This window comes from Variovorax sp. W1I1 (assembly GCF_030815625.1).
Taxonomy (GTDB): domain Bacteria; phylum Pseudomonadota; class Gammaproteobacteria; order Burkholderiales; family Burkholderiaceae_C; genus Variovorax; species Variovorax paradoxus_C.
Genome location: NZ_JAUSWZ010000001.1, coordinates 4941779 through 4961904, shown reverse-complemented (window position 1 = coordinate 4961904; position 20126 = coordinate 4941779). Strand labels below are relative to the sequence as shown.

The 20126-nt window shown below is 67.8% G+C and carries 18 protein-coding genes; 5 read left to right on the top strand and 13 right to left on the bottom strand.

The features are described 5' to 3' along the window. Positions 1-59: 59 nt before the first annotated feature. On the bottom strand, positions 60-1043 hold the full coding sequence (locus QFZ83_RS23230; RefSeq protein WP_307510467.1) for a LysR substrate-binding domain-containing protein: 984 nt from the start codon (positions 1041-1043) through the stop codon (positions 60-62). 175 nt (positions 1044-1218) lie between these two features. Here QFZ83_RS23230 and QFZ83_RS23225 point away from each other — a divergent pair, with 175 nt between their 5' ends. After that, positions 1219-1542, top strand: a complete 324-nt coding sequence (locus tag QFZ83_RS23225) for a DUF2917 domain-containing protein (RefSeq protein WP_176660242.1) — start codon at positions 1219-1221, stop codon at positions 1540-1542. Positions 1543-1676: 134 nt separating this feature from the next. Here the strand turns inward: QFZ83_RS23225 and QFZ83_RS23220 are convergent, their stop codons facing one another. After that, a complete protein-coding gene (locus QFZ83_RS23220; protein ID WP_307510464.1) occupies positions 1677-2564 on the bottom strand; it encodes a LysR family transcriptional regulator in 888 nt (295 codons plus the stop codon). A gap of 150 nt (positions 2565-2714) precedes the next feature. On the opposite strand from QFZ83_RS23220, the gene QFZ83_RS23215 reads away from it, so the two are divergent. Further along, positions 2715-3917, top strand: coding sequence for an MFS transporter (locus tag QFZ83_RS23215; protein WP_307510462.1), 1203 nt, complete (start codon positions 2715-2717; stop codon positions 3915-3917). A 55-nt stretch (positions 3918-3972) separates the two neighbouring features. Here QFZ83_RS23215 and QFZ83_RS23210 read toward each other — a convergent pair whose 3' ends face one another. Beyond that, entirely contained in the window at positions 3973-4377 is a 405-nt protein-coding gene (locus QFZ83_RS23210) for a BLUF domain-containing protein (protein ID WP_307510461.1), read from the bottom strand. A gap of 134 nt (positions 4378-4511) precedes the next feature. On the opposite strand from QFZ83_RS23210, the gene QFZ83_RS23205 reads away from it, so the two are divergent. Further along, positions 4512-5237 (top strand): Crp/Fnr family transcriptional regulator, encoded by a 726-nt coding sequence (locus tag QFZ83_RS23205; RefSeq protein WP_306880326.1) that lies wholly within the window; start codon positions 4512-4514, stop codon positions 5235-5237. A 19-nt stretch (positions 5238-5256) separates the two neighbouring features. Here the strand turns inward: QFZ83_RS23205 and QFZ83_RS23200 are convergent, their stop codons facing one another. After that, positions 5257-6144 carry a DUF6279 family lipoprotein gene (locus QFZ83_RS23200; protein WP_307510460.1) on the bottom strand — a complete coding sequence of 296 codons (888 nt, stop codon included), beginning with the start codon at positions 6142-6144 and terminating at the stop codon, positions 5257-5259. Between QFZ83_RS23200 and glmU the strand changes: the two genes are divergently transcribed. Next, positions 6143-7579, top strand: coding sequence for a bifunctional UDP-N-acetylglucosamine diphosphorylase/glucosamine-1-phosphate N-acetyltransferase GlmU (gene glmU / locus QFZ83_RS23195; RefSeq protein WP_307510458.1), 1437 nt, complete (start codon positions 6143-6145; stop codon positions 7577-7579). The two genes, QFZ83_RS23200 and glmU, sit on opposite strands and share 2 nt — an antisense overlap. Positions 7580-7594: 15 nt before the next feature. Here the strand turns inward: glmU and QFZ83_RS23190 are convergent, their stop codons facing one another. Next, complete coding sequence (locus QFZ83_RS23190; protein WP_307510454.1) at positions 7595-8077, bottom strand: Lrp/AsnC family transcriptional regulator; 483 nt, start codon at positions 8075-8077, stop codon at positions 7595-7597. A gap of 138 nt (positions 8078-8215) precedes the next feature. On the opposite strand from QFZ83_RS23190, the gene glmS reads away from it, so the two are divergent. Then, the gene (gene glmS, locus QFZ83_RS23185; protein WP_280809510.1) at positions 8216-10096 is read left to right on the top strand and encodes a glutamine--fructose-6-phosphate transaminase (isomerizing); all 1881 of its coding nucleotides are present in this window, start codon (positions 8216-8218) and stop codon (positions 10094-10096) included. Positions 10097-10117: 21 nt separating this feature from the next. Here glmS and QFZ83_RS23180 read toward each other — a convergent pair whose 3' ends face one another. The 8 genes from QFZ83_RS23180 to deoC all read right to left on the bottom strand — a co-directional run bounded on the left by QFZ83_RS23180 (position 10118) and on the right by deoC (position 19881). Further along, entirely contained in the window at positions 10118-11170 is a 1053-nt protein-coding gene (locus QFZ83_RS23180) for an ABC transporter permease (RefSeq protein ID WP_307510451.1), read from the bottom strand. Continuing rightward, complete coding sequence (locus QFZ83_RS23175) at positions 11167-12750, bottom strand: sugar ABC transporter ATP-binding protein (RefSeq protein WP_307510449.1); 1584 nt, start codon at positions 12748-12750, stop codon at positions 11167-11169. The genes QFZ83_RS23180 and QFZ83_RS23175 overlap by 4 nt, the downstream gene beginning before the upstream one ends. Before the next feature lie 13 nt (positions 12751-12763). Continuing rightward, a complete protein-coding gene (locus QFZ83_RS23170) occupies positions 12764-13768 on the bottom strand; it encodes a substrate-binding domain-containing protein (protein ID WP_307510445.1) in 1005 nt (334 codons plus the stop codon). Positions 13769-13780: 12 nt separating this feature from the next. Further along, positions 13781-14833: an ABC transporter permease gene (locus tag QFZ83_RS23165; protein WP_307510443.1), complete on the bottom strand. Its 1053-nt coding sequence runs from the start codon at positions 14831-14833 to the stop codon at positions 13781-13783. A gap of 10 nt (positions 14834-14843) precedes the next feature. Continuing rightward, a complete protein-coding gene (locus tag QFZ83_RS23160) occupies positions 14844-15806 on the bottom strand; it encodes a ribokinase (protein ID WP_307510440.1) in 963 nt (320 codons plus the stop codon). 4 nt (positions 15807-15810) lie between these two features. Next, entirely contained in the window at positions 15811-16263 is a 453-nt protein-coding gene (locus QFZ83_RS23155; protein ID WP_013539546.1) for an RbsD/FucU family protein, read from the bottom strand. Positions 16264-16385: 122 nt separating this feature from the next. Then, positions 16386-18815, bottom strand: coding sequence for an aldehyde dehydrogenase family protein (locus QFZ83_RS23150; RefSeq protein WP_307510436.1), 2430 nt, complete (start codon positions 18813-18815; stop codon positions 16386-16388). A 4-nt stretch (positions 18816-18819) separates the two neighbouring features. After that, complete coding sequence (gene deoC / locus QFZ83_RS23145; protein ID WP_307510435.1) at positions 18820-19881, bottom strand: deoxyribose-phosphate aldolase; 1062 nt, start codon at positions 19879-19881, stop codon at positions 18820-18822. Positions 19882-20126: the final 245 nt, after the last annotated feature.

Here is a 20126-nt window from a genome sequence, read left to right as displayed (position 1 = left end):
CCCCCCAAGGGGGAGGCGCGGCCCGCCTTGGGGCGGCCCGGCGGCGGCCGCATTCCCGATCAATCGATGTCGTCGATGGTGTCCGGATCGGGCACCTCGCCGATGGTCCCGCGCGTGGTGTCGGCCTGCAGCAGCAGCCAGTCCCAGAAGGCCTTGATCTCGGGCCGCAGCGCGTTGCGCGGGCCGGCGATGAGCCAGTAGGACATCGGTGAATCCATGCGGTGCTGCGGCAGCACCTCGACCAGGTCGCCGTTGGCCAGGCTTTCGGCGATCAGCGAACTGCGTGCCAGCACCACGCCCTGTCCGGTGAGCGCGGCCTGCACCATCTGGTAGGCGTAATTGAAGTAGAGCCAGCGCTTGGGCTGCGCGCGCTCCAGGCCATTCACTTCGAACCAGCGGCGCCACGTCAGCCATTCGAGGTGCGTGCGATGCGCATCGCCGGCCTCGATCAGCGTGAAGCGCGTGATGTCTTCCGGCGTCTTGATCGGCGGGCTGCTCTTGATGAGCCAGGGGCTCGCCACCGGCGTCAGGTTCTCGCCGAACAGGCGCACGGCGGTGGGCGGCATGGCTTCGCGCGGGCCGTAGCGCAGTGCGATGTCCACGTCGGCCACTTCGAGGTCGACCGCCACGTCGCTGGCATCGATGCGGATGTCGATCTCGGGGTTGTCGCGCTGGAAGGCCTCCAGCCGCGGGATCAGCCACATCGAGGCGAACGACGCAAAAGTGGTGAGCGACACGCTCTTGCGTCCCGCGCTTTGGCGAATCTGGCGCACCGCCATGTCGATGCGCGGCAGCGACTGCTGCACCGCGAGCAGCAGCTGCGCTCCGGCGCTGGTCAGCTCCACCGCCCGCGTGTGGCGCAGGAACAGCGACACGCCCACTTCTTCTTCCAGCGACTGGATCTGGCGGCTGACCGCCGATTGGGTCAGCGCCATTTCCTCGGCCGCGGCGCGGAAATTCAGGTGCCGGGCGACGGCCTCGAAGGCACGGAGGTGGCCGGCGGAGATCGGGCGGGAGCGCAGGTGGGTTTGCGAATGTTGCATGAAGAGGGATTCCGGCGGCAGGCCGGCGGTCGGGTCGATTGATGCGAAACCAGCATCAGTAGGCTACTTCGTTTTCATTGGACCCACAACGCCCGGGAAACGATCATTCATTCCCGAACTGCGCCATTGCCTCCGTCCTGTCAATCGCACTTCGGCAAGCCCAAGGAGTTTCATCATGTCCACCGCCGTCTGCACCACCCAATCGCTCGCTTCCCTGTCGATCCCCGCCCGTACCGCTGCCGCCGCCGTGCCGCCGGCCGTACGCCGCGGCGCCTGGCAGATTGCCCCCGGCGAGGCAATGAGCCTGAAGGCGCGTGCGGCCAGCGTCCTGCGCGTCAAGCAGGGCCGGGTATGGATCACGCCCGATGCCACGCTGGCCAATCCCAGCGAAGACCTGGTGCTCGCACCGGGCGAATCGATGACCGTGGCCGCCGGCCAGCGCATCGTCATGGAAGCATGGGATGGCTACGGTGCCACCTACACATGGGATCAGGCCTGAACGGTCACCGGTTCCATGGACGCACAAAGGCGGCTTCGGCCGCCTTTTTTCTTTTTTAAGGGGCTTATCTAGCGGGTCGCTGATTGGCCCTGGCGCTGGAACAGCAGCGAGCCGGAGTACCGCGCTCCGTTCGTTCAAAGTGGAAACAGGTGCTCCACGATGAAGTCCACGAATACCCGGATCTTGGGCGACAGGTGTCGGCTCGACGGCCACAGCACATGGAAGATCATGTGGTCCCGGTTGTATTCGTCCAGCACCGTGACCAGGCGGCCCTCTTCCAATTGCCGGCGCACGGCGATCTCCGGCACACAGGCAATGCCCAGCCCCTGCTCGGCAAAGCACACTTGCGGATCGAGCGTGTTGGTCACCATGCTGGCTGGCAGGTCGATGGCGGGTGCACCGGCCGCAAGGCCCAGCGGCCAGACGTCCAGCTTTCCCGTGCTGTGAAAGCGATAGAGCAGGCAGGCGTGGCTTGCGAGGTCTTCCGGTTTGTGCGGCACACCCGCCTCGCGAAAGTAGGCCGGTGCGCCGACGATCACCTTGCGGCACGACCCGATGCGGCGCGCCATCAAGCGCGAATCGCTCGGCTCCCCGGTGCGGATCACGGCATCGAAGCCTTCCTCGATGACGTCCACCAGCCGGTCGGAGTAGTCGATGTCCAGTTCGATCTCGGGGTGCAGCCGCTTGAAGGCCGCCAGCTTGGGCATGAACAGCGTGCCGACCGACGGCAGGCTGATGCGCAGCTTGCCGCGCGGTGTGCTTTGCGTCTGCCGGAGTTCCGCTTCGGCCGACTCCACCTCACAGAGGATGCGTCGGCAGCGCTCCAGGTAGAGCGCGCCCTCCGGCGTGAGGTTGACGGTGCGCGTGGAGCGATGAAACAGGCGCACGCCCAGCCGCTCTTCGAGCCGCACGATGGCCTTGCTGACGGCCGAGGCCGATATGCCCAGTTGCCGCCCCGCAGCCGTGAAGCTGCGTGTTTCGCCGGCGCGAACGAAGACATTCAGCGAACCCAGGTTTTCCATGGCCTCTCTCTTTGCTCGATTGATGACTTGATAGTCACATGTATTTGAAGCTTTGGCCTATTTTTCATCGTTGCGTTCCCATCCACACTGCGGCGAACGCCAAACGCGGGCCACCTGGCCACTCGGGCAATGACGATGGGAAATAGCTGAATGACCACTACAACAGCCCTTGCGGGCAAACGCACCGAACGATTGCCCGTGGCCGCCTTGCTGGCCCTGGCGATGACCGGCTTCCTGGCATTGCTGACGGAGACGATGCCGGCCGGCATGCTGTCGCGCATCAGCGAAGACCTGGGCGTGTCGGAAGCGCTCGCGGGCCAGTTCGTGACGCTCTACGCCATCGGCTCGCTGGTCGCGGCCATCCCGCTGACGGCGGCCACGCTGGGCTGGCGGCGCCGGCCATTGCTGATCGCGGCCCTGATTGCCTTGCTCGTCTTCAACACGCTCACGGCATTGACGTCGAGCTACGCCGTCGCGCTGGCTGCGCGTTTCCTGGCCGGCATGGCGGGCGGCCTGATCTGGGGAATGCTGGCGGGGTATGCGCGGCGCATGGTGCCCGACCCTCTCAAGGGACGCGCCCTCGCGGTGGCGGGGTTGGGCGCGCCGCTGGCGTTGTCATTGGGCGTGCCGCTGGGAACACTGCTGGGCGCGGCATTGGGCTGGCGCACCGCATTCGGCGGCATGTCGCTGTTGACGCTGGCGGTGATGGCCTGGGTCTTCCTGCAGGTGCCGGACTATCCAGGCCAGGCGGCGGAAAAGCGTGCGCCCGTGCGGCAGATCTTCGTCACACCCGGCGTGCGTCCGGTGCTGGCCGTCCTTGCCCTCTGGGTGCTGGCGCACAGCATCCTCTACACCTACGTGATGCCGTTCCTGGCGCTGGCCGGGCTGTCCCATCGGGTCGACGTGGTGCTGCTGGTCTTCGGTCTGGCGTCACTGGCGGGCATCTGGATCAGCGGGCTGCTGATCGACCGGATGCTGCGCTCGCTGGTACTGCTCAGCCTCGCGGGCTTTGCGCTGGCGGCGCTGGGCCTCGGCATCGCCGGCGCCCAACCGGTGGTCGTCTATCTCGCGGTGGCCGCGTGGGGGCTGACTTTCGGTGGCTCCGGGGCTTTGCTGCAGACCGCGTCGGCCGAAGCGGCCGGCCCCGGCGCGGACGTGGCGCAATCCATCCTCGTCACGGTGTGGAACATTGCCATTGCGGGCGGCGGCATCGTCGGCGGGGTGCTGCTGGAGACATCGGGTGTCGGCGCTTTCCCATGGGCACTGCTGGCGCTGTTGCTTCCCGGCCTTCTGATCGCCTGGGCATCGAGTACCCATGGGTTCCCTGCGAAACCCCGTCGAACGTCGAACTGATCTCAAGAGACGGACGGCAATCGCCGGCGCGCATTGGCGTCGGAAGAGAGTCGAGTCAGCCGCTGATGTCGAAGCTGGAGCGCAGCGCCAGAAAGTGCTTGAGCGCGGCTTCCCCTTCCAGGGCGTGCACGCCGGCCATGAGATCGGGGCCCTCGCTCTCGGCCAGGCCCAGACCGAAGCCGCTGTAGCGGCGCGATTCCAACGGACCCTCGTGGACCAGCCGCACCTCGGTATGCCGGATATCTCGTTCGATGCTCCGCATCAATGCCTTCACCGCATCGCGCGGGCCCTCCAGGTGCTGGCAGAAACGCATGCCGTCGAAGACCAGCAGGCCGGTGATCTTTCGCTGGGCATTGCGGGCCCGTGCCTGGCCGACGATGGTGCCCACGGCATTGGGGGGCAGGTCTTGCGCGAGTACGCTGCAATAGAAAATTTCGTGGAGCGGCTGTTCGTCTGTCATGCGTCTTGGAGGAAAACGCTGCGGAGTCTAGACAGCGGCGACGGCCGGCGAAATGTAAAAAGACACAGCGCAAAAGCCTATAGTGCCGCGTGAGATTCGATGACTATCCAGTTGCAGCGTCCCCTCCCCAAGGGGTGAATCCTTGCGACGACTGCGCGCTGCGCCGGCTCGAGGCGTTCCTGCCCGCATCGCCGGAAGAGCTCAAGACCATCCAGTCGTTTCGTGTCGGCGCCAGGCGGGTGGAAGCGGGCGGCTCGATCATCGAAGAGCACCGGCCCAGCACGCAGCTCTTCACCCTTTATTCGGGGTGGGCGTTCCGCTACAAGACCCTGACCGACGGGCGCCGGCAGATCCTGAGTTTTCTGCTGCCCGGCGATTTCATCGGCCTGCAGGACGAATTCGCCGAAGGCCAGACGCACGGCGTGGAAGCCGTGACCGACGTTTCGCTGTGCGCCTTCTCGCGCGACCGCCTCTGGCCGCTCTTCCATGCCCAGCCCAAGCTCGGCTACGACATCACCTGGCTCGCGGCGCGCGAGGAAAAGATGGTGGACGACAACCTCGTCACCACCGGCCGGCGCAACGCGGGCGAACGGGTGGCGATGCTGCTCATGCACCTGTACCGCCGGGCCGAACGCGTGGGCATGGTGCGCGACGGCTGGGTGGAGTTTCCGTTCAACCAGCAGCACATCGCCGATGCGCTGGGGCTTTCGCTGGTGCACACCAACAAGACGCTGCGCCGCCTGCAGCGCCAGGGGCTCCACAAGCTCGATGCGGGGTGGCTCCGCATCCTGGAGCCGCATGCGCTGGAGGCGCTGGGCGACTATTTCGAGCGGCCGCTGCGGCCCGTTCCGCTGATCTGAAAGCGCGCCGGCCGCGGCCTCAGCGCGTGGCCACCAGTTGCCGCAGGTCGCTCTGGTAGGCCTGCAGCCGGCGCACCGCCTGCTCGCGCTGGCTGGCGCTGGTGCCGTTGTGCAGGGCCGCGAGGTTGCGGCAGCCTTCCTCCAACAGCGCCTGCTGCTGGTCGCGCCAGGGGCCCGGCGGCGGCTCGGCGATGCGCAGCAGATAAGCATGCAGCGCGGCGCGCGCCTCGGCCGGCGACGGCTTCTTCGTGGCGAACCCGCGCAGCATCGCCAGCGCTTCCTGCTGGCGCTTGCGGCGCTCGGCATCGGCGAGCTGCGGGTTGAACACCGACTGCGCGACCTGCTGCTTCAGCAGGTCGCGCTGCTCGGCCGTGAGCCGGCCGTAGAAGTCTTCCATGCGGTCGAGGAACTGGTCGTAGCGCTTTTCCTGCACCTGCGCGGGCGTGCGGTCGAGCCAGTCCTTGCGGTAGTCGTTGTTGAGCTTGGCGTACTTGCGTTCGAGCTGCTGCAACTGCGATTCGCTCAAGGTGAGCGCCAGGTCGGTGGTGGCCGGCTCGGCGCGCTCGGTTACGGCCAGCAGGCGCTCGCGAATGCTGTCGGCGAATTTGCAGGCCTGTGCCGGCGTCACCTCGCCCGGCGCCAGGCCTTGCGCTTCCTGCAGCAGGGTGATGACCTTGGGCAGCTCGTTCTGCCGGTGCCAGGCCAGCAACTGGGCGAGTTCGTCGCGCACCTTGGGTGTCTGGGTGCTGTCGAAATCGAAATACCCGTCGAGCCACCAGTAGCTCACCTCGGGCAGGTTGTTGTAGGCCAGCTTGACCGCGCTGCAGGCGCCCAGCGCAGACACCAGCAGCAGCACGCCGATAATTCGCGCCAGTTCCGCGCAACGCATCCGGGAAAACACAAGCATGAATCAGACTCCGCAGCAGCAAAAGCAAGACATCCAGGGGCCGATCGACGTGGTGATCATGGCGGCCGGCAAGGGCACACGCATGAAAAGCAGACTGCCCAAAGTGTTGCATCGTTTGGGCGGCCGCGCGCTGATCGCGCATGTCGCCGACACCGCCGCCCGCATCGGCGCCCGCCATGTGGTGGTCGTGACCGGCCACGGCGCTGCCGAGGTCGAGGCCGCGATGGCCGGCGCTGTGGGCGGCGCGACACCCCGTTTCGCGCGCCAGGAGCCGCAGCTGGGCACCGGCCACGCGGTGCAGCAGGCGGCGCCGCTGCTGCCGGACGACGGCACGGTGGTCGTGCTCTCGGGCGACGTGCCGCTCATCGGCGAAGCCACGCTGCGGGCGCTGGTCGCGGCCAGCGCGGGCGAGCGCCTGGCGCTGCTGACCATCGAATTCGACGACCCGAGCGGCTATGGCCGCGTGATCCGCACGTCGGCCGGCGGGGCGGTCACCGCCATCGTCGAGCACAAGGACGCCAACGAGGCGCAGCGCGCGGTGCGCGAGATCTACAGCGGCGTGATGGCCGTGCCGGCGCGCCTGCTCAAGGGCTGGCTCGCGCGGCTGGACAACCGCAACGCGCAGAACGAGTACTACCTGACCGACGTCGTGAAGCTCGCCGCCGCCGACGGTGTGCCGGTGGTGGCGCACATCACGACCGACGCATTGCAGGTGGCGGGCATCAACAGCCCGGTGCAGCTCGCGGCACTCGAGCGCGCCTGGCAGTTGCGCCAGGCGAATGCGCTGATGGAGCAGGGCGTGCGCCTGGTCGACCCGGCGCGCTTCGACCTGCGCGGCACGCTGGACTGCGCGGCCGACGTCGAGATCGACGTCAACTGCGTGTTCGAAGGCGCGGTGTCGCTGGGCGAGGGCGTGCGCATCGGCGCGAATTGCGTGATCGCCAATGCGCGCATCGAGGCCGGCGCGGTGATCCATCCGTTCACTCACATCGACGGCGAGAAGGCCGGCGTGACGGTGGGCGAGCGCGCCCTGATCGGCCCGTTCGCGCGCCTGCGCCCCGGCGCGCAGCTTGGCACCGAGGTGCACATCGGCAACTTCGTCGAGGTGAAGAATTCGACGCTCGCCGCCGGCGCCAAGGCCAACCATCTCGCCTACCTGGGCGACGCCACGGTGGGCGAGCGCGTCAACTACGGCGCGGGCAGCATCACCGCCAACTACGACGGCGCCAACAAGCACCGCACGGTGATCGAGGCCGACGTGCACATCGGCAGCAACTGCGTGCTGGTGGCGCCGGTCACCATCGGCGCGGGCGGCACCATCGGGGGCGGATCGACGGTGAACAAGTCGACCGAACCGGGCGCGCTGACCGTGGCGCGGAGCAAGCCGGTGAGTTTCCCCAACTGGAAGCGGCCGCAGAAAAAGCCGAAGGCCTGACGAGCGCGGCGCCAGTCAGCCCAGCGGAACCGTCGGTTCGAACTTGGCGCGCTTGAGGCTGAAGAACGCCTTCACGTTGCGCACGTTGGCATCGGCGGTGAACAGGCGCTGGGTCAGCGCGCCGTAGTCCGGCATGTCGCGCGCCGCAACCACCAGCACGAAATCGGGGCCGGGCGAAACGCGCCAGCACTGCTGGACCGCGTCGTCGGCGATCACGCGGGTTTCGAAGGCGTCGAGCGCGGCGGCGTCCTGCCGGTCCAGCGAAATTTCGACCACCGCCTGCAATCCGTGGCCCAGCGCCGTGGCCAGACGGTCGGGCGAGAGCAGCGCGACCTGGCGCTCGATGAGGCCTTCGTCCTTCAGCCGCTGAACCCGTCGCAGGCACGTGGGCGGGGAGATGCCCACGTCGGCGGCGAGGCGCTGGTTGGTCTGCGAGGCGTCGCGCTGAAGCGCATCGAGCAGCCGAAGGTCTGTTGCATCTAGGGATATTGATTCCATATATCTGTAAATTATGGAATAAAAATCCAAATTAGAGAATCTATGAAATAAAACTCCGAAATTCATGAAATTTCGAGGACATATTTTTTCTTCACCTCCCTACCATCTGGCCTCTTCTTCATTCAAAGGCAGCTCACCATGTGCGGCATCGTCGGGGCAGCGTCCCATCGCAACATCGTTCCGGTCCTCGTCCAGGGCCTCCAGCGGCTCGAGTACCGCGGCTATGACTCCTGCGGCGTCGCGGTGCATGCGGGCGGCCTCACCCGGGCGCGCACCACCTCGCGCGTGGCGGAACTCGTCACCCAGGTGCGCGAAGACAAGGTCGAAGGACTGACCGGCATCGCCCACACGCGCTGGGCCACGCACGGCGCGCCGGCGGTGCACAACGCGCACCCGCACTTCAGCCATGGCCCCGGCGCCGACGCGCAGGGCGCGCGCCCCGGCCGCATCGCGCTCGTGCACAACGGCATCATCGAAAACCACGAAGCGCTGCGCGCCGCGCTCGAAGCCAAGGGCTACGTGTTCGAGAGCCAGACCGACACCGAGGTCATCGCCCACCTGGTCGACAGCCTCTACGACGGCGACCTGTTCGAAGCCGTCAAGGCCGCGGTGCTGCAACTGCACGGCGCCTACGCCATCGCAGTGATCTGCCGCGACGAGCCGCAGCGCGTGGTCGGCGCGCGCGCCGGCTCGCCGCTGATCCTCGGCGCGGGCAAGGACGGCGCGGAGAACTTCCTGGCCAGCGACGCGATGGCCCTGGCCGGCGTGACCGACCAGATCGTCTATCTCGAAGAAGGCGACGTGGTCGACCTGCAACCGGGCAAGTACTGGATCGTCGACAAGAACCACAAGCCCGTGACCCGCCAGGTGCGCACCGTGCTCGCGCACAGCGGCGCGGCCGAACTCGGCCCCTACCGCCACTACATGCAGAAGGAAATCTTCGAGCAGCCGCGCGCCATCGGCGACACGCTCGAAGGCGTGGCGGGCATCGTGCCCGAGCTGTTCGACGGCATCGGGCAAGACGGCGCCACGGGTGCCAGCGCGCACCGCGTTTTCAAGGACATCGACAAGATCCTCATCCTCGCCTGCGGCACCAGCTACTACAGCGGCTGCACCGCCAAGTACTGGCTCGAGAGCATCGCGAAGATTTCCACGCAGGTCGAGATCGCGAGCGAGTACCGCTACCGCGAGTCGGTGCCCGACCCGAAGACGCTGGTGGTCACCATCAGCCAGTCGGGCGAAACGGCCGACACGCTCGCCGCGCTCAAGCACGCCCGATCGCTCGGCATGGAGCAGACGCTGACCATCTGCAACGTGGCCACCAGCGCGATGGTGCGCGAGTGCAAGCTGGCGTACATCACGCGTGCCGGCGTCGAGATCGGCGTGGCGTCGACCAAGGCCTTCACCACGCAGCTTGCCGGCCTCTTCCTCCTGACGCTGGCCATCGCGCAGACCAAGGGCCACCTCACCGAAGCCGACGAGGCGCGCTACCTGAAGGAAATGCGCCATCTGCCGGTTGCGCTGCAATCGGTGCTCGCGCTGGAGCCGCAGATCATCGGCTGGGCCGAAGACTTCGCGCGCAAGGACAACGCGCTCTTCCTCGGCCGCGGGCTGCACTACCCGATCGCGCTCGAAGGCGCGCTCAAGCTCAAGGAAGTGACGTACATCCACGCCGAGGCCTATGCGGCGGGCGAACTCAAGCACGGCCCGCTCGCGCTCGTGACGAGCGAGATGCCGGTGGTCGCGGTCGCACCGAACGACGCGCTGCTCGAAAAGCTCAAGAGCAACCTGCAGGAAGTGCGCGCGCGCGGCGGTGTTCTGTATGTGCTGGCCGATGGCGACACGAAGATCAAGAGCGGCGAAGGGCTGCACGTGATCCGCATGCCGGAGCACTACGGGCAACTGTCGCCGCTGCTGCACGTGGTGCCGCTGCAGCTGCTGGCGTATCACACGGCGTGTGCGCGCGGAACCGATGTGGACAAGCCGCGGAATCTGGCGAAGAGCGTGACGGTGGAGTGAGGCGTTGAGGGGCCAGGAACCTCAGCCCTGCTTGCGCATCGCGAAGCAGGCCCCGGCCACCAGGATGAACGCGCCGATGATCACCTTCTGCCAGGTGCTCGGCACGCCCGCGAGGATCAGCACGTTGTTGATCAGCGTGACCAGCACCACGCCCAGCAGCGTGCCGCCCACGGTGCCGCTGCCGCCGGTGATGCGCGCGCCGCCGAGGATCACGGCGGCGATCACGTCCAGCTCGTTGCCGACGAGGTCGAAGGGGTTCGCCAGCCGGGTGCTCGACACGTGCACGATGCCCGCCAGCCCCGACAGGAACCCCGCGTACGCGAACACGAAGATGTGCACTGTGCGGAGGTTATAGCCCAGCCGTTCGGCAATCGCGAGGCTGCCGCCGATGGCGTACACCGCGCGGCCGATGAGCGTGCGGTTCAGCAGCCACCACGTCAGCACCGCCGCGCCGGCCAGCACCAGCACCGTGGCGGGCAGCACCACGTGCAGGCCCTGCGCGGTGTCGAAGCGCCAGAGCGCCAGCTTGCCGAACGCGTCCATCGGCGCAGGCACGTTCATGAAGAACACGGTCCCGACGAAGGTCAGCAGGATGCCGCGGTACAGGTACTGCGTGCCGATGGTCACGATCAGCGACGGCGCCTTGAGCCAATGCACCAGCAGGCCGTTGAACACGCCCAGCACTGCGCCGCTCACCGCGCCCGCGGCCAGCAATAGCGCGATGGGCGCTTCGGGAAAGTAGTTCAGCACCAGCTTGGTGATGCTGTACATCGTGAGCGCGGCAATGGCGGCGAACGACACGTCGATGCCGCCGGCCGCCAGCACGATCAGCACACCCAGCGCAAAGAGCCCGAGCACGGTGCAGGCCCGCACGATGTCGATCAACACCGGCAACTGGAAGAAGCCCGGGTTGATGGCGCCGACCGCCAGGCACACCAGCACGATCAGCACGAGCGTGAAGACCGAGGGGCGCTGCGCGAGCCAGCCGCGCCAGGAGGCTGCTGCTTTTGGAGCCGCTTGCGCAGCCGAAGCCGGCGCGGTCGTGGAATGCGCTTGCATGGTGGAAGCCGTCATGAGAATGCGGGGGAAGCAGAAGAGGGGGAGTCGGAAACCAGCGCGTGGTAGAGCTCGCTTTCGGCGAGGCCCTCGGCGTCGAAGTCGTTGGCGATGCGGCCCTTGCGCATCAGCAGGATGCGGTCGCAGTTCTGCAGCAGCTCCTGCAGGTCGTCGCTGACGAGGATCACACCGAGGCCCTGCTCGGCCAGCCGCTGCACGATGCGATAGATGGTGTCCTTGGAGCCGACGTCCACGCCCACGGTGGGACCGTGGAGGATCAGCACGCGCGGATCGATGGCCAGCCAGCGGCCGATGAGCACGCGCTGCTGGTTGCCGCCCGAGAGCGATTGCACCGGCCGGTCGACATCGGGCGTGGCGATCTGCAACTCGCTCACGGTGCGTTCGGCCAGCGCCTGGCACTGCTTGCCGTCGAGCGCGCCGAAGCGCCCGCGCAGGCGACCGAGCACGGCCGTGACGATGTTGTCGCGAATCGGCTTGTCCAGAAAAAGGCCCTCGCTCAGCCGGTCTTCTGGCACGTAGCCGATGCCCTGGCGGATGCCGTCGCTTGGCGTCTTCAGCGTGACCTGCCGGCCGTCGAGCGAAATGCGCCCGCGGTCGGCGGCCTGCACGCCGGCCAATGCCAGCGCCAGTTCGTTGCGTCCCGAGTCGAGCAGCCCGGTGATGCCCAGGATCTCGCCCTTGTGCAGCGTGAAGTTCACATCGCTGAACTGCGCGCCGCGGCCGAGCGCCTCGACCTTCAGCAGCGTGTCGCCGCCGTGCGTGCGGTGGCGGTAGCGCGCGCCGTCGAGCTGCTTGCCGGTCATCCAGTGCGCGAGCTCGGCCTTGGTGAAATCGCGGATCGGTCCCTGTGCCACCTTCGTGCCGTCACGGAACACGATGGCCTGGCCGCCCATGGCCATGCACTCGTCGAGCTTGTGGCTCACGAACAGCACGGCCACGCCCTGCGCGCGCAGGTGTTCGACCACGTGCACGAGGTTGTCGACCTCCTTCTGCGTGAGCGAGGTGGTGGGCTCGTCCATGATGACCATGCGCGCGCGCGTGGCCACGGCGCGTGCGATGGCCACGAGCTGCCGCGTGGCGATAGGCAGCTCGTCGACCCGGCGCGCCAGAAAGGCCGCATCGGTCGGCAGCTTCACCGTTTCGAGGGCGCGCACGGCCGTGGCGGCCACCGCCTTGCGGTCGAAGCGCCGCGCGAGCTTGCCGCCGGTAGAGACCAGCTGCTCGCTGAGCGCGACGTTCTCGGCCACGCTCATGTTCGGCAGCAGCGAGAGGTCTTGATAGACCGTCTCGATGCCCAGCGTGAGCGCCTCCAGCGGCGACAGCGATTCGTGCGGATGGCCATCGATCACGATGCGCCCCTGGCTCGGCGGCTGTGCGCCCGAGATGATCTTGATGAGCGTGCTCTTGCCGCAGCCGTTCTCGCCGAGCAGGTGGTAGATCTCGCCGGCTTCGATCGTGAGGTCGATGCCGCGCAGCGCGTGCACGCCCGCGAAGCGCTTGTGCACGTCCTGCACTTCGAGGAAGACACGGCGCCCGGCACCGGCCGGGGCTTGCGTGGAAGGCGCGGTAAGAGTCATGGCTGCCGCAGGATCAGAAGGCGTACTTCTTGTAGTTCTGCTTGTCGACCTCGACCCAGGCCTGCCCCGTGACGATGACGCCGACGCCCGGACCCTTCTTCACCGAAACCTTGTTGTAGCCCTGCACGCCCATGTCGGTGCCGTCGGTGATGGTCTTGCCGTCCAGCAGCATCTTCGCGGCCTTGTTCATGACGATGCCGGCGTCCTTCGGGTCCCAGAAGGCGATGCCGCCGACCGCGCCCGATTCGAGGAACTTGGCCGCCTCGCTCGGCAGGCCCGTGCCGTACACGCAGACCTTGCCCTGCAGGCCGGCTTCTTCCACCGCGCGGCCGATGCCCAGCACGTCGAGCGACGACGAGCCCTGGAAGCCCTTCAGGTCGGGGTGCTTGCGCAGCATTTCCTTGGCCTTGCCGTAGGCCTTTTCCGCGTCGTTGAGCGATTCGTTCTTGGCGTCGACCAGCTGCATCTTGGGGTACTTCTTCGCGTTGGTGGCGCCGCCGTCGGCCCACTGCACCTGCGACTGGCTGCCCAGCGAGCCGACCAGCGAGGTCCATTTGCCCTGCTGGCCCATGCAGGCGGCCAGGCGTTCGTTGATGCGCGCGCCGTAGGCCGTGTTGTCGAAGGCCTCGATGTCGACCATGGTGTTCTTCTGGTTGTCGGCCTCGTGCGTCACGACCTTGATGCCGCGTTCCATCGCGCGCTTGAGCACCGGCTCGAGCGTGGGCGGGTCCATCGAGACCACGGCGATGGCGTCGACCTTCTTGGCCACCAGGTCTTCGATCAGGCGCTGCTGCTGCGCGGCGTCCGACTGGGCCGGGCCGATCTGGCGCGTGGCCACACCGGGCGTGCTGGCGCCGAATTCCTTCACGCCCACTTCCATGCGGTTGAACCAGCTGATGCCGGTGATCTTCACCACGGTGACGATGTCCTGCGGCTTGCCCTGCGCGTGCAGCGCGGAGGCGAAGGCCACGGTGCCCAGTGCCAGCACGGTGCAGGCGATCTTTGTTTTCTTCAGCATGTCTTTTGTCTCCTAGCCCTCGGTGGTTCTTTGCGTCGCGCCAGGAGGGGACTGGTGCGGCGGTGCGCTGGAGCGCGTAATCGAAACGAAGCTGCGCAGGTCGGCCAGGCTGAGCCGTGCCGATGCGAGGAAGAACAGCAGCAAGAGGCCCCAGGCGCAATCGCGGAAGAAATTGGAAATGCCCAGCAGGTTGAAGGTGCTGGACAAAAGCTGCAGCGCCACGGCCGAGAAGAACAGGCAGGTCATGCGCCCATAGCCGCCCTGCGGCCGCACGCCCGCCATCACGGTGATGAGGATGGCGATGAGCAGGTAGGAGTTGCCGTAGTCGGACTTCACGCTCGCCGTGCGAGCCGCGATGATCACGCCCGCCACCGCGGCGAGCACGCCGCACAGCGCATAGGTGGCCACCAGCATGCGGTTCTGCGAAATGCCCGCGTAGCGCGCCGCCTTGGCGTTGGTGCCCAGCAGGAAGAGGCGGATGCCGAACGGGCTCTGCTTCAGAAGCCAGCCCACGCCCAGCAGCATCGCCACGAAGATGACGAACGGAATCGGCACGCCCAGCACCATCTCGTTGCCGATGGCCGAGAGCGGCTCGGCATCGCCTACGCGCAGGCTCGAGCCGCCGGTGAGCACCACGGCGAAGCCGGTGTAGAGCAACTGCGTGCCCAGCGTGCAAAGAATGGGCGTGAGGCCGGCGCGCGCGATCAGCAGCCCGTTGAGCAGCCCGCCCACCAGGCCCACCGCCAGCGCAATTACCGCGAACCATGCCGTGTAGATCCAGGGCGAAGCATCGGGCGCCGCGAACATCGGTGCCACCGTGGCGGCAACCACGCCGGCCAGGTTGGCCAGCGCCACGCCCGACAGGTCGATGCCGCCGTTGCCCGAGATCATCGACAGCGCCACGCCCATGGCCAGCAGGCCGAGCTCGGGCAACTGGCCGCCCATCGACTGGAAGTTGTAGACGTCGAGGAAGTCGCCCTTGGACAGCACCGTCGCGACCACGAGGATCACGACGTTGATGGCGACCAGGAAGTTGAGTTCGCGGTCTGAAAACCTGGAGGTCATGTGGGCTCCTTCAGTGGGCGCGGTGAATCAGCGCGTCGACCTCGGCGCGCGTGGGCATCGAGGGCGCGGTGCCGGCGCGCGTGACCGAGATGGCGGCCACCGCCGAGCCGAAGCGCGCGGCTTCCAGCGGCGAGGCGCCTTCGGCCAATGCCGCCGCGAAGCCGCCGTTGAAAGCGTCGCCCGCGCCGGTCGTTTCCTTCACGGCACCGGCGTTGAACACGGGGATGTGCACCGAGCCGCTCGCGCTGTGCAGCAGCGCACCTTTGTCGCCGAGCGTGATGAGCGCACAGCCCACGCCCTTGGCCAGGAAGAAGTCGCCCGCGCGGCGCGCGTCGTCGATCGTTTCGACCGTCATGCCGCTCAGCGCCGCGGCCTCGTGCTCGTTCGGCGTGATGTAGTCGCACAGGGCGTACAGCGCGTCGTCGAAGGGCAGGGCGGGCGCGGGGTTGAACACCGTCACCGTGCCGGCGGCGCGCGCCAGTTCCAGCCCGCGCTGCGCGGCGCCGGCGGGCTGTTCGAGTTGGGTGACGAACACGCGTGCACCGCGGATGGCGTCGGCCGCCGCATCCACGTCGGCCGCATCGATCAGGGCTGCCGCGCCTGGCACCACGATGATCGCGTTGGCGCCCGTGACCTCGTGCACGTAGATGAAGGCTGCGCCGGTCGGCTGGTCCGCCACCTGCGGGGTGCGCGGCGTGATGCCTTCCGCTGCCCAGAGCGCGAGCGCGTTGGCGGCGAAGGCGTCCTGCCCGAGCTTGGAGATGAACGTGACCCCCGCGCCTGAGCGCGCTGCCGCCACCGCCTGGTTCGAGCCCTTGCCGCCCGGGCCCATGGCGAAGCCCGAGCCCGCGATGGTCTGGCCGACGCCGGGAAGCTGGGCCGCGCGGAAGGCGAGGTCGGCCACGAAGATGCCGAGCACGGCGACGCCACGCTGTTGTTGCTGCTGCTGTGAAGAGACGGGAATGGCGGTCATGCGATCAGGCCTCGGGTGCGAGGACGCCCTTCTTGAAGATGAAGCAGCCGTAGAAACGGCGCTCGCCCGTGGCGATCACGCAGTAGGCGCGGCGCGCGGCTTCATAGAAGGCGAAGCGCTCGATGGAGCCCAGCGGACGGGCGCGTCCCTCGGCCGCATCGATCTCGCGCTGCATCTCCTGCTGCACCGGCGGGATCTCGTTCGGCTCGCCCATGATCTCCATGCGCCGCGCGGGATCGTCCACCGCGTTGTCCAGCGGCAGCACCGAAAGAATGGCGCGTGCCGCCTCGGTGGTGCCCACGCCGTCGATGCGCAGCAGCCGGCCCAGCGTGGTCTGGCGTGCGACCGAATCGGCCGGGAAGTTGGCATCGCACAGCACCAGTTCGTCGCCATGGCCCATGGCGCGCAGGGCGTAAAGCACGTCCGCGTTGAGCAGCGGATGGATGGACTTCAGCATGTTTGTCTCCGTGAAGGATTTGTCGTTCTTTCGACGTATCTTAGAGAAAGAAAACGTTTGCGCAAACGTTTGCTATTCGGGGATTTCCCTTGGTTTCCTTGATTCGGTTGGACGCCGGGCGCTCATTCGCCATAGGGAATCCAGATGTTCTTGACCTGGGTGGCGTGCCGCAGAAACAGCGCGCCTTCGGCCGAGGCGGCGTCGTGCCAGTCGGTGGCCAGGCCGTGGTCGACCAGCGTGCGCTTGAGGTTGCCCACCGACAGCCGCTCGGCGTTGCGCGAGAGCGCCTTCGCGCCGAAGACCCAGAGCGCATCGACGTCGTCGTGCTCGGCGAGCGTCTGCACGAGGCTGGCCGCGGGGCCGGTCACGAGGTTGATCACGCCGGCCGGCAGGTCGGAGGTTTCGAGCACCTGATAGAAGTCGGTGGCCACCAGCGGATGCTTCTCGCTCGGCACGATCACCGTGCGGTTGCCCATGGCCATGAGCGGCGCGAACAGGCTCACGAAGGAGAGCAGCGGCGCCTCGTCGGGGCACACCACGCCGACCACGCCGATGGCCTCGACGGTGGCCAGTGCCACGCCGCGCAGTGGCGGCACATGCACCGTGCCTTCGTACTTGTCGGCCCAGGCGCCGTAGGCGAACAGGCGGCTTACCGATGCATCGACCTCGGCCTGTGCTGCGGGCGCACCCACCCCGGTCAGGCTGGCGATGCGCGTGGCGAATTCGTCGGCGCGGGCCGCGAGGTTTTCCGCGAGGTAGTAGAGCGCCTGCGCGCGGCGATGCGGCGTGGCGCTCGACCAGCTCGCGGCCGAACGCGCGGCGGCGACGGCGTTGCGGATGTCCTTGCGGTTGCCGGTGCCGACCTCGCCGGCGCGTTGTCCGTTCGCCGCGAACACCGGGTGCGAGAGTTCGCCGTCCGGCCGTACCTGCTTGCCGCCGACGAACAGCTTGGCGGTGCGATCGATGGGCGGCAGTACAGACGAAGGCTTGGCCGGCGTCTTCGAGGCTTCGTTCGCTGCGTTCGCCGCAACGGCGGCCGCACGCGGCTTGCGCTCCGCCCACGCACGCGGCTTCAGGTATTCGTAGCAGCCCTCGCGCCCGCCTTCGCGGCCGTAGCCCGATTCGCGGTAGCCGCCGAAGCCCACGCCCGCATCGAACAGGTTGGTCGCGTTGACCCACACCACGCCGGCCTGCAGTTGCGGCGCGATGCCCAGCGCCAGCCCGATGGTCTCGCTCCACACGCTCGCGGCCAGGCCGTAGCGCGTGTTGTTGGCCAGGGCGACGGCCTCGTCGGGCGTGCGGAAGGTCATCGTCACCAGCACCGGGCCGAAGATCTCCTCGGTCGCCACGGTCGATGCGGGGTGCACGTTGGTCAGGAGCGTCGGCGGGAAGAAGCTGCCGCCCGGCGGCAGCGCGCCCGGCGCTTGGTAGCAGCTCGCGCCTTCGCGCACACCGGTCGCCACCAGCGTGCGCACGCGCTCAAGCTGGGTGGGATCGATCAGGCTGCCCATGTCGATCGCCTTGTCCAGCGGCGATCCCACGCGCAGGCTCTGCATGCGGCGCTTCAGGCGCTCGATGAAGTCGGCCGCAATGCCTTCCTGCAGCAGCAGCCGCGAACCGGCGCAGCACACCTGGCCCTGGTTGAACCAGATGGCATCGACCACGCCTTCGACGGCCGCGTCGATGTCCGCATCGTCGAACACGATGAAGGGCGACTTGCCGCCCAGCTCCAGCGTGAGCGACTTGCCCGAGCCCGCGGTGGCTTCGCGGATGAGGCGCCCCACGTCGGTCGAGCCGGTGAAGGCGATCTTGTCGACGCCTTCGTGCGCGACCAGCGCCGCGCCGGTGGCGCCGTCGCCGGTCACCACGTTCAGCACGCCCGGCGGCAGGCCGGCCTCTGCGGCCAGTTCGGCAAAGAGCAGGGCGCTCAGCGGCGTGAGCTCGGCGGGCTTGAGCACCACCGTGTTGCCCAGGGCGAGCGCGGGCGCGATCTTCCACGCGAGCATCAGCAGCGGGAAGTTCCAAGGAATGATCTGGCCGACGACGCCCAGCGGCACCTGGTCGGCGAACTCGCGTTCCTGCAGTTGCGCCCAGCCGGCGTGGTGATAGAAGTGGCGCGCCACCAGCGGCACGTCCAGGTCGCGCGTCTCGCGGATGGGCTTGCCGTTGTCCAGCGCCTCGACCACCGCGAGCAGCCGTGCATGGCGCTGCACCATGCGCGCCAGCGCGTAGAGATGGCGAGCGCGGCCGTGGCCGCCGAGCGCGAGCCAGCCGGGCTGCGCGGCACGCGCCGCGGCAACGGCCGCATCCACGTCCTCCGCGGAACCCTGCGCGATGCCGGCCAGGCGCTGGCCGGTGGCGGGCTCGGCCGTGTCGAATTGCGCGCCAGCCGACACATCGGTGAAGCGCCCGCCGATGAAGTGGCCGAAGCCTTCGGCATGGCGTGCGAGCCATTGGCGCGCGTCGGTGTCGCTCTCTGGCGCGGGGCCGTAGTCCATGGTGTCGAAATAGCGTGCGACGCTGCTGGTGTTGTTGTTCTGGCTGCTGCTCATCGGGTCATCCGATCGGGTGGCGGTGGAAGGCCGAGTAGCGGCCGGTGACGTGGTGCTCCAGCTGGCGCTCGATGTCGGCCAGCAGCGTGGAGGCGCCGATGCGGAACAGGTCGGGCTCGAGCCAGGCGCGGCCCAGCTCTTCCTTCATGAGCACCTGGTAGTCGAGCGCGGTCTTGGCGGTGGAGACGCCGCCCGCGGGCTTGTAGCCCACGCGAAAGCCGGTGCGGGCTTCGTACTGGCGGATCATGCGCAGCATCACCAGCGTGACCAGCGGCGTGGCGTTCACGCCTTCCTTGCCGGTGGAGGTCTTGATGAAATCCGCGCCGGCCATCATGCAGACCATCGAGGCCTTGGCCACGTTGCGCAGCGTCTTCAGTTCGCCCGTGGCGAGGATGGCCTTGACGTGCGCGTTGCCGGCTGCGCTGCGGAAGTCGCGCATCTCGTCGTAGAGCTTCTGCCACTGACCGGTGAGCACGTGTTCGCGGGTGATGACGATGTCGATCTCCGCCGCGCCATCGCGCACCGAGGCTTCGATTTCCTTGAGCTTGAGCTCATGCGGAATCAACCCCGCCGGAAAGCCCGTGGACACCGCTGCCACCGGGATGCCGGTGCCCGCGAGCGCCTCGACCGCCGTCGACACGAAGCGGTGGTACACGCACACCGCGCCCGTGTGCAGCGTGCGGTCGGCAAAGCCCAGCGCGGCCAGCAGATCGGCGCGCACGGGCGTCACCGCCTTGGCGCAAAGCCGGCGCACGCGCTCGGCCGTGTCGTCGCCGTTGAGCGTGGTGAGGTCGATGCAGGTGATGGCCTTGAGCAGCCAGCCGGCCTGCGCGTCCTTCTTGACCGAGCGGCGCCCCGGCAGCGTGGCCACGCGGCGTTCGGCGGCCGAGAGGTTGATGCGGATGCCTTCGAACCAGCCGCTGTCGAAGGGCTGTGCGGTGTTGCGCGCAGCGGCGTGCGGTTGCGTGGGTGCAGTCGCAGGGGTGAGCGCTGCGACAGCACTGGCGGGCGGCGCCGGCCGCGAGCGCACGGTGCCGCTGCTGCGAACGAGGGAGGTGGATGTCATGGCGTGAGAGGCGCCGCGGCGCGCAGGGGCCGCAGGTGCGGCGGGCAGGCAAAGGGCATGTCTTGTGTGTCTCCGGTGCTACGTCGCGCGGCGGCGCAGCGGTGGTGTCTTTCGTCGTGCGTGCCGTCGTGCAGGGCCGGCGGCGTGTTGGCCTGAATGTTAGAATAAAAACATTTAATCAGGCAAGATGTTTTTGAAATAACATTTAAAAACCCGCGATGACCGATACTCGGGCGCTTGGACCA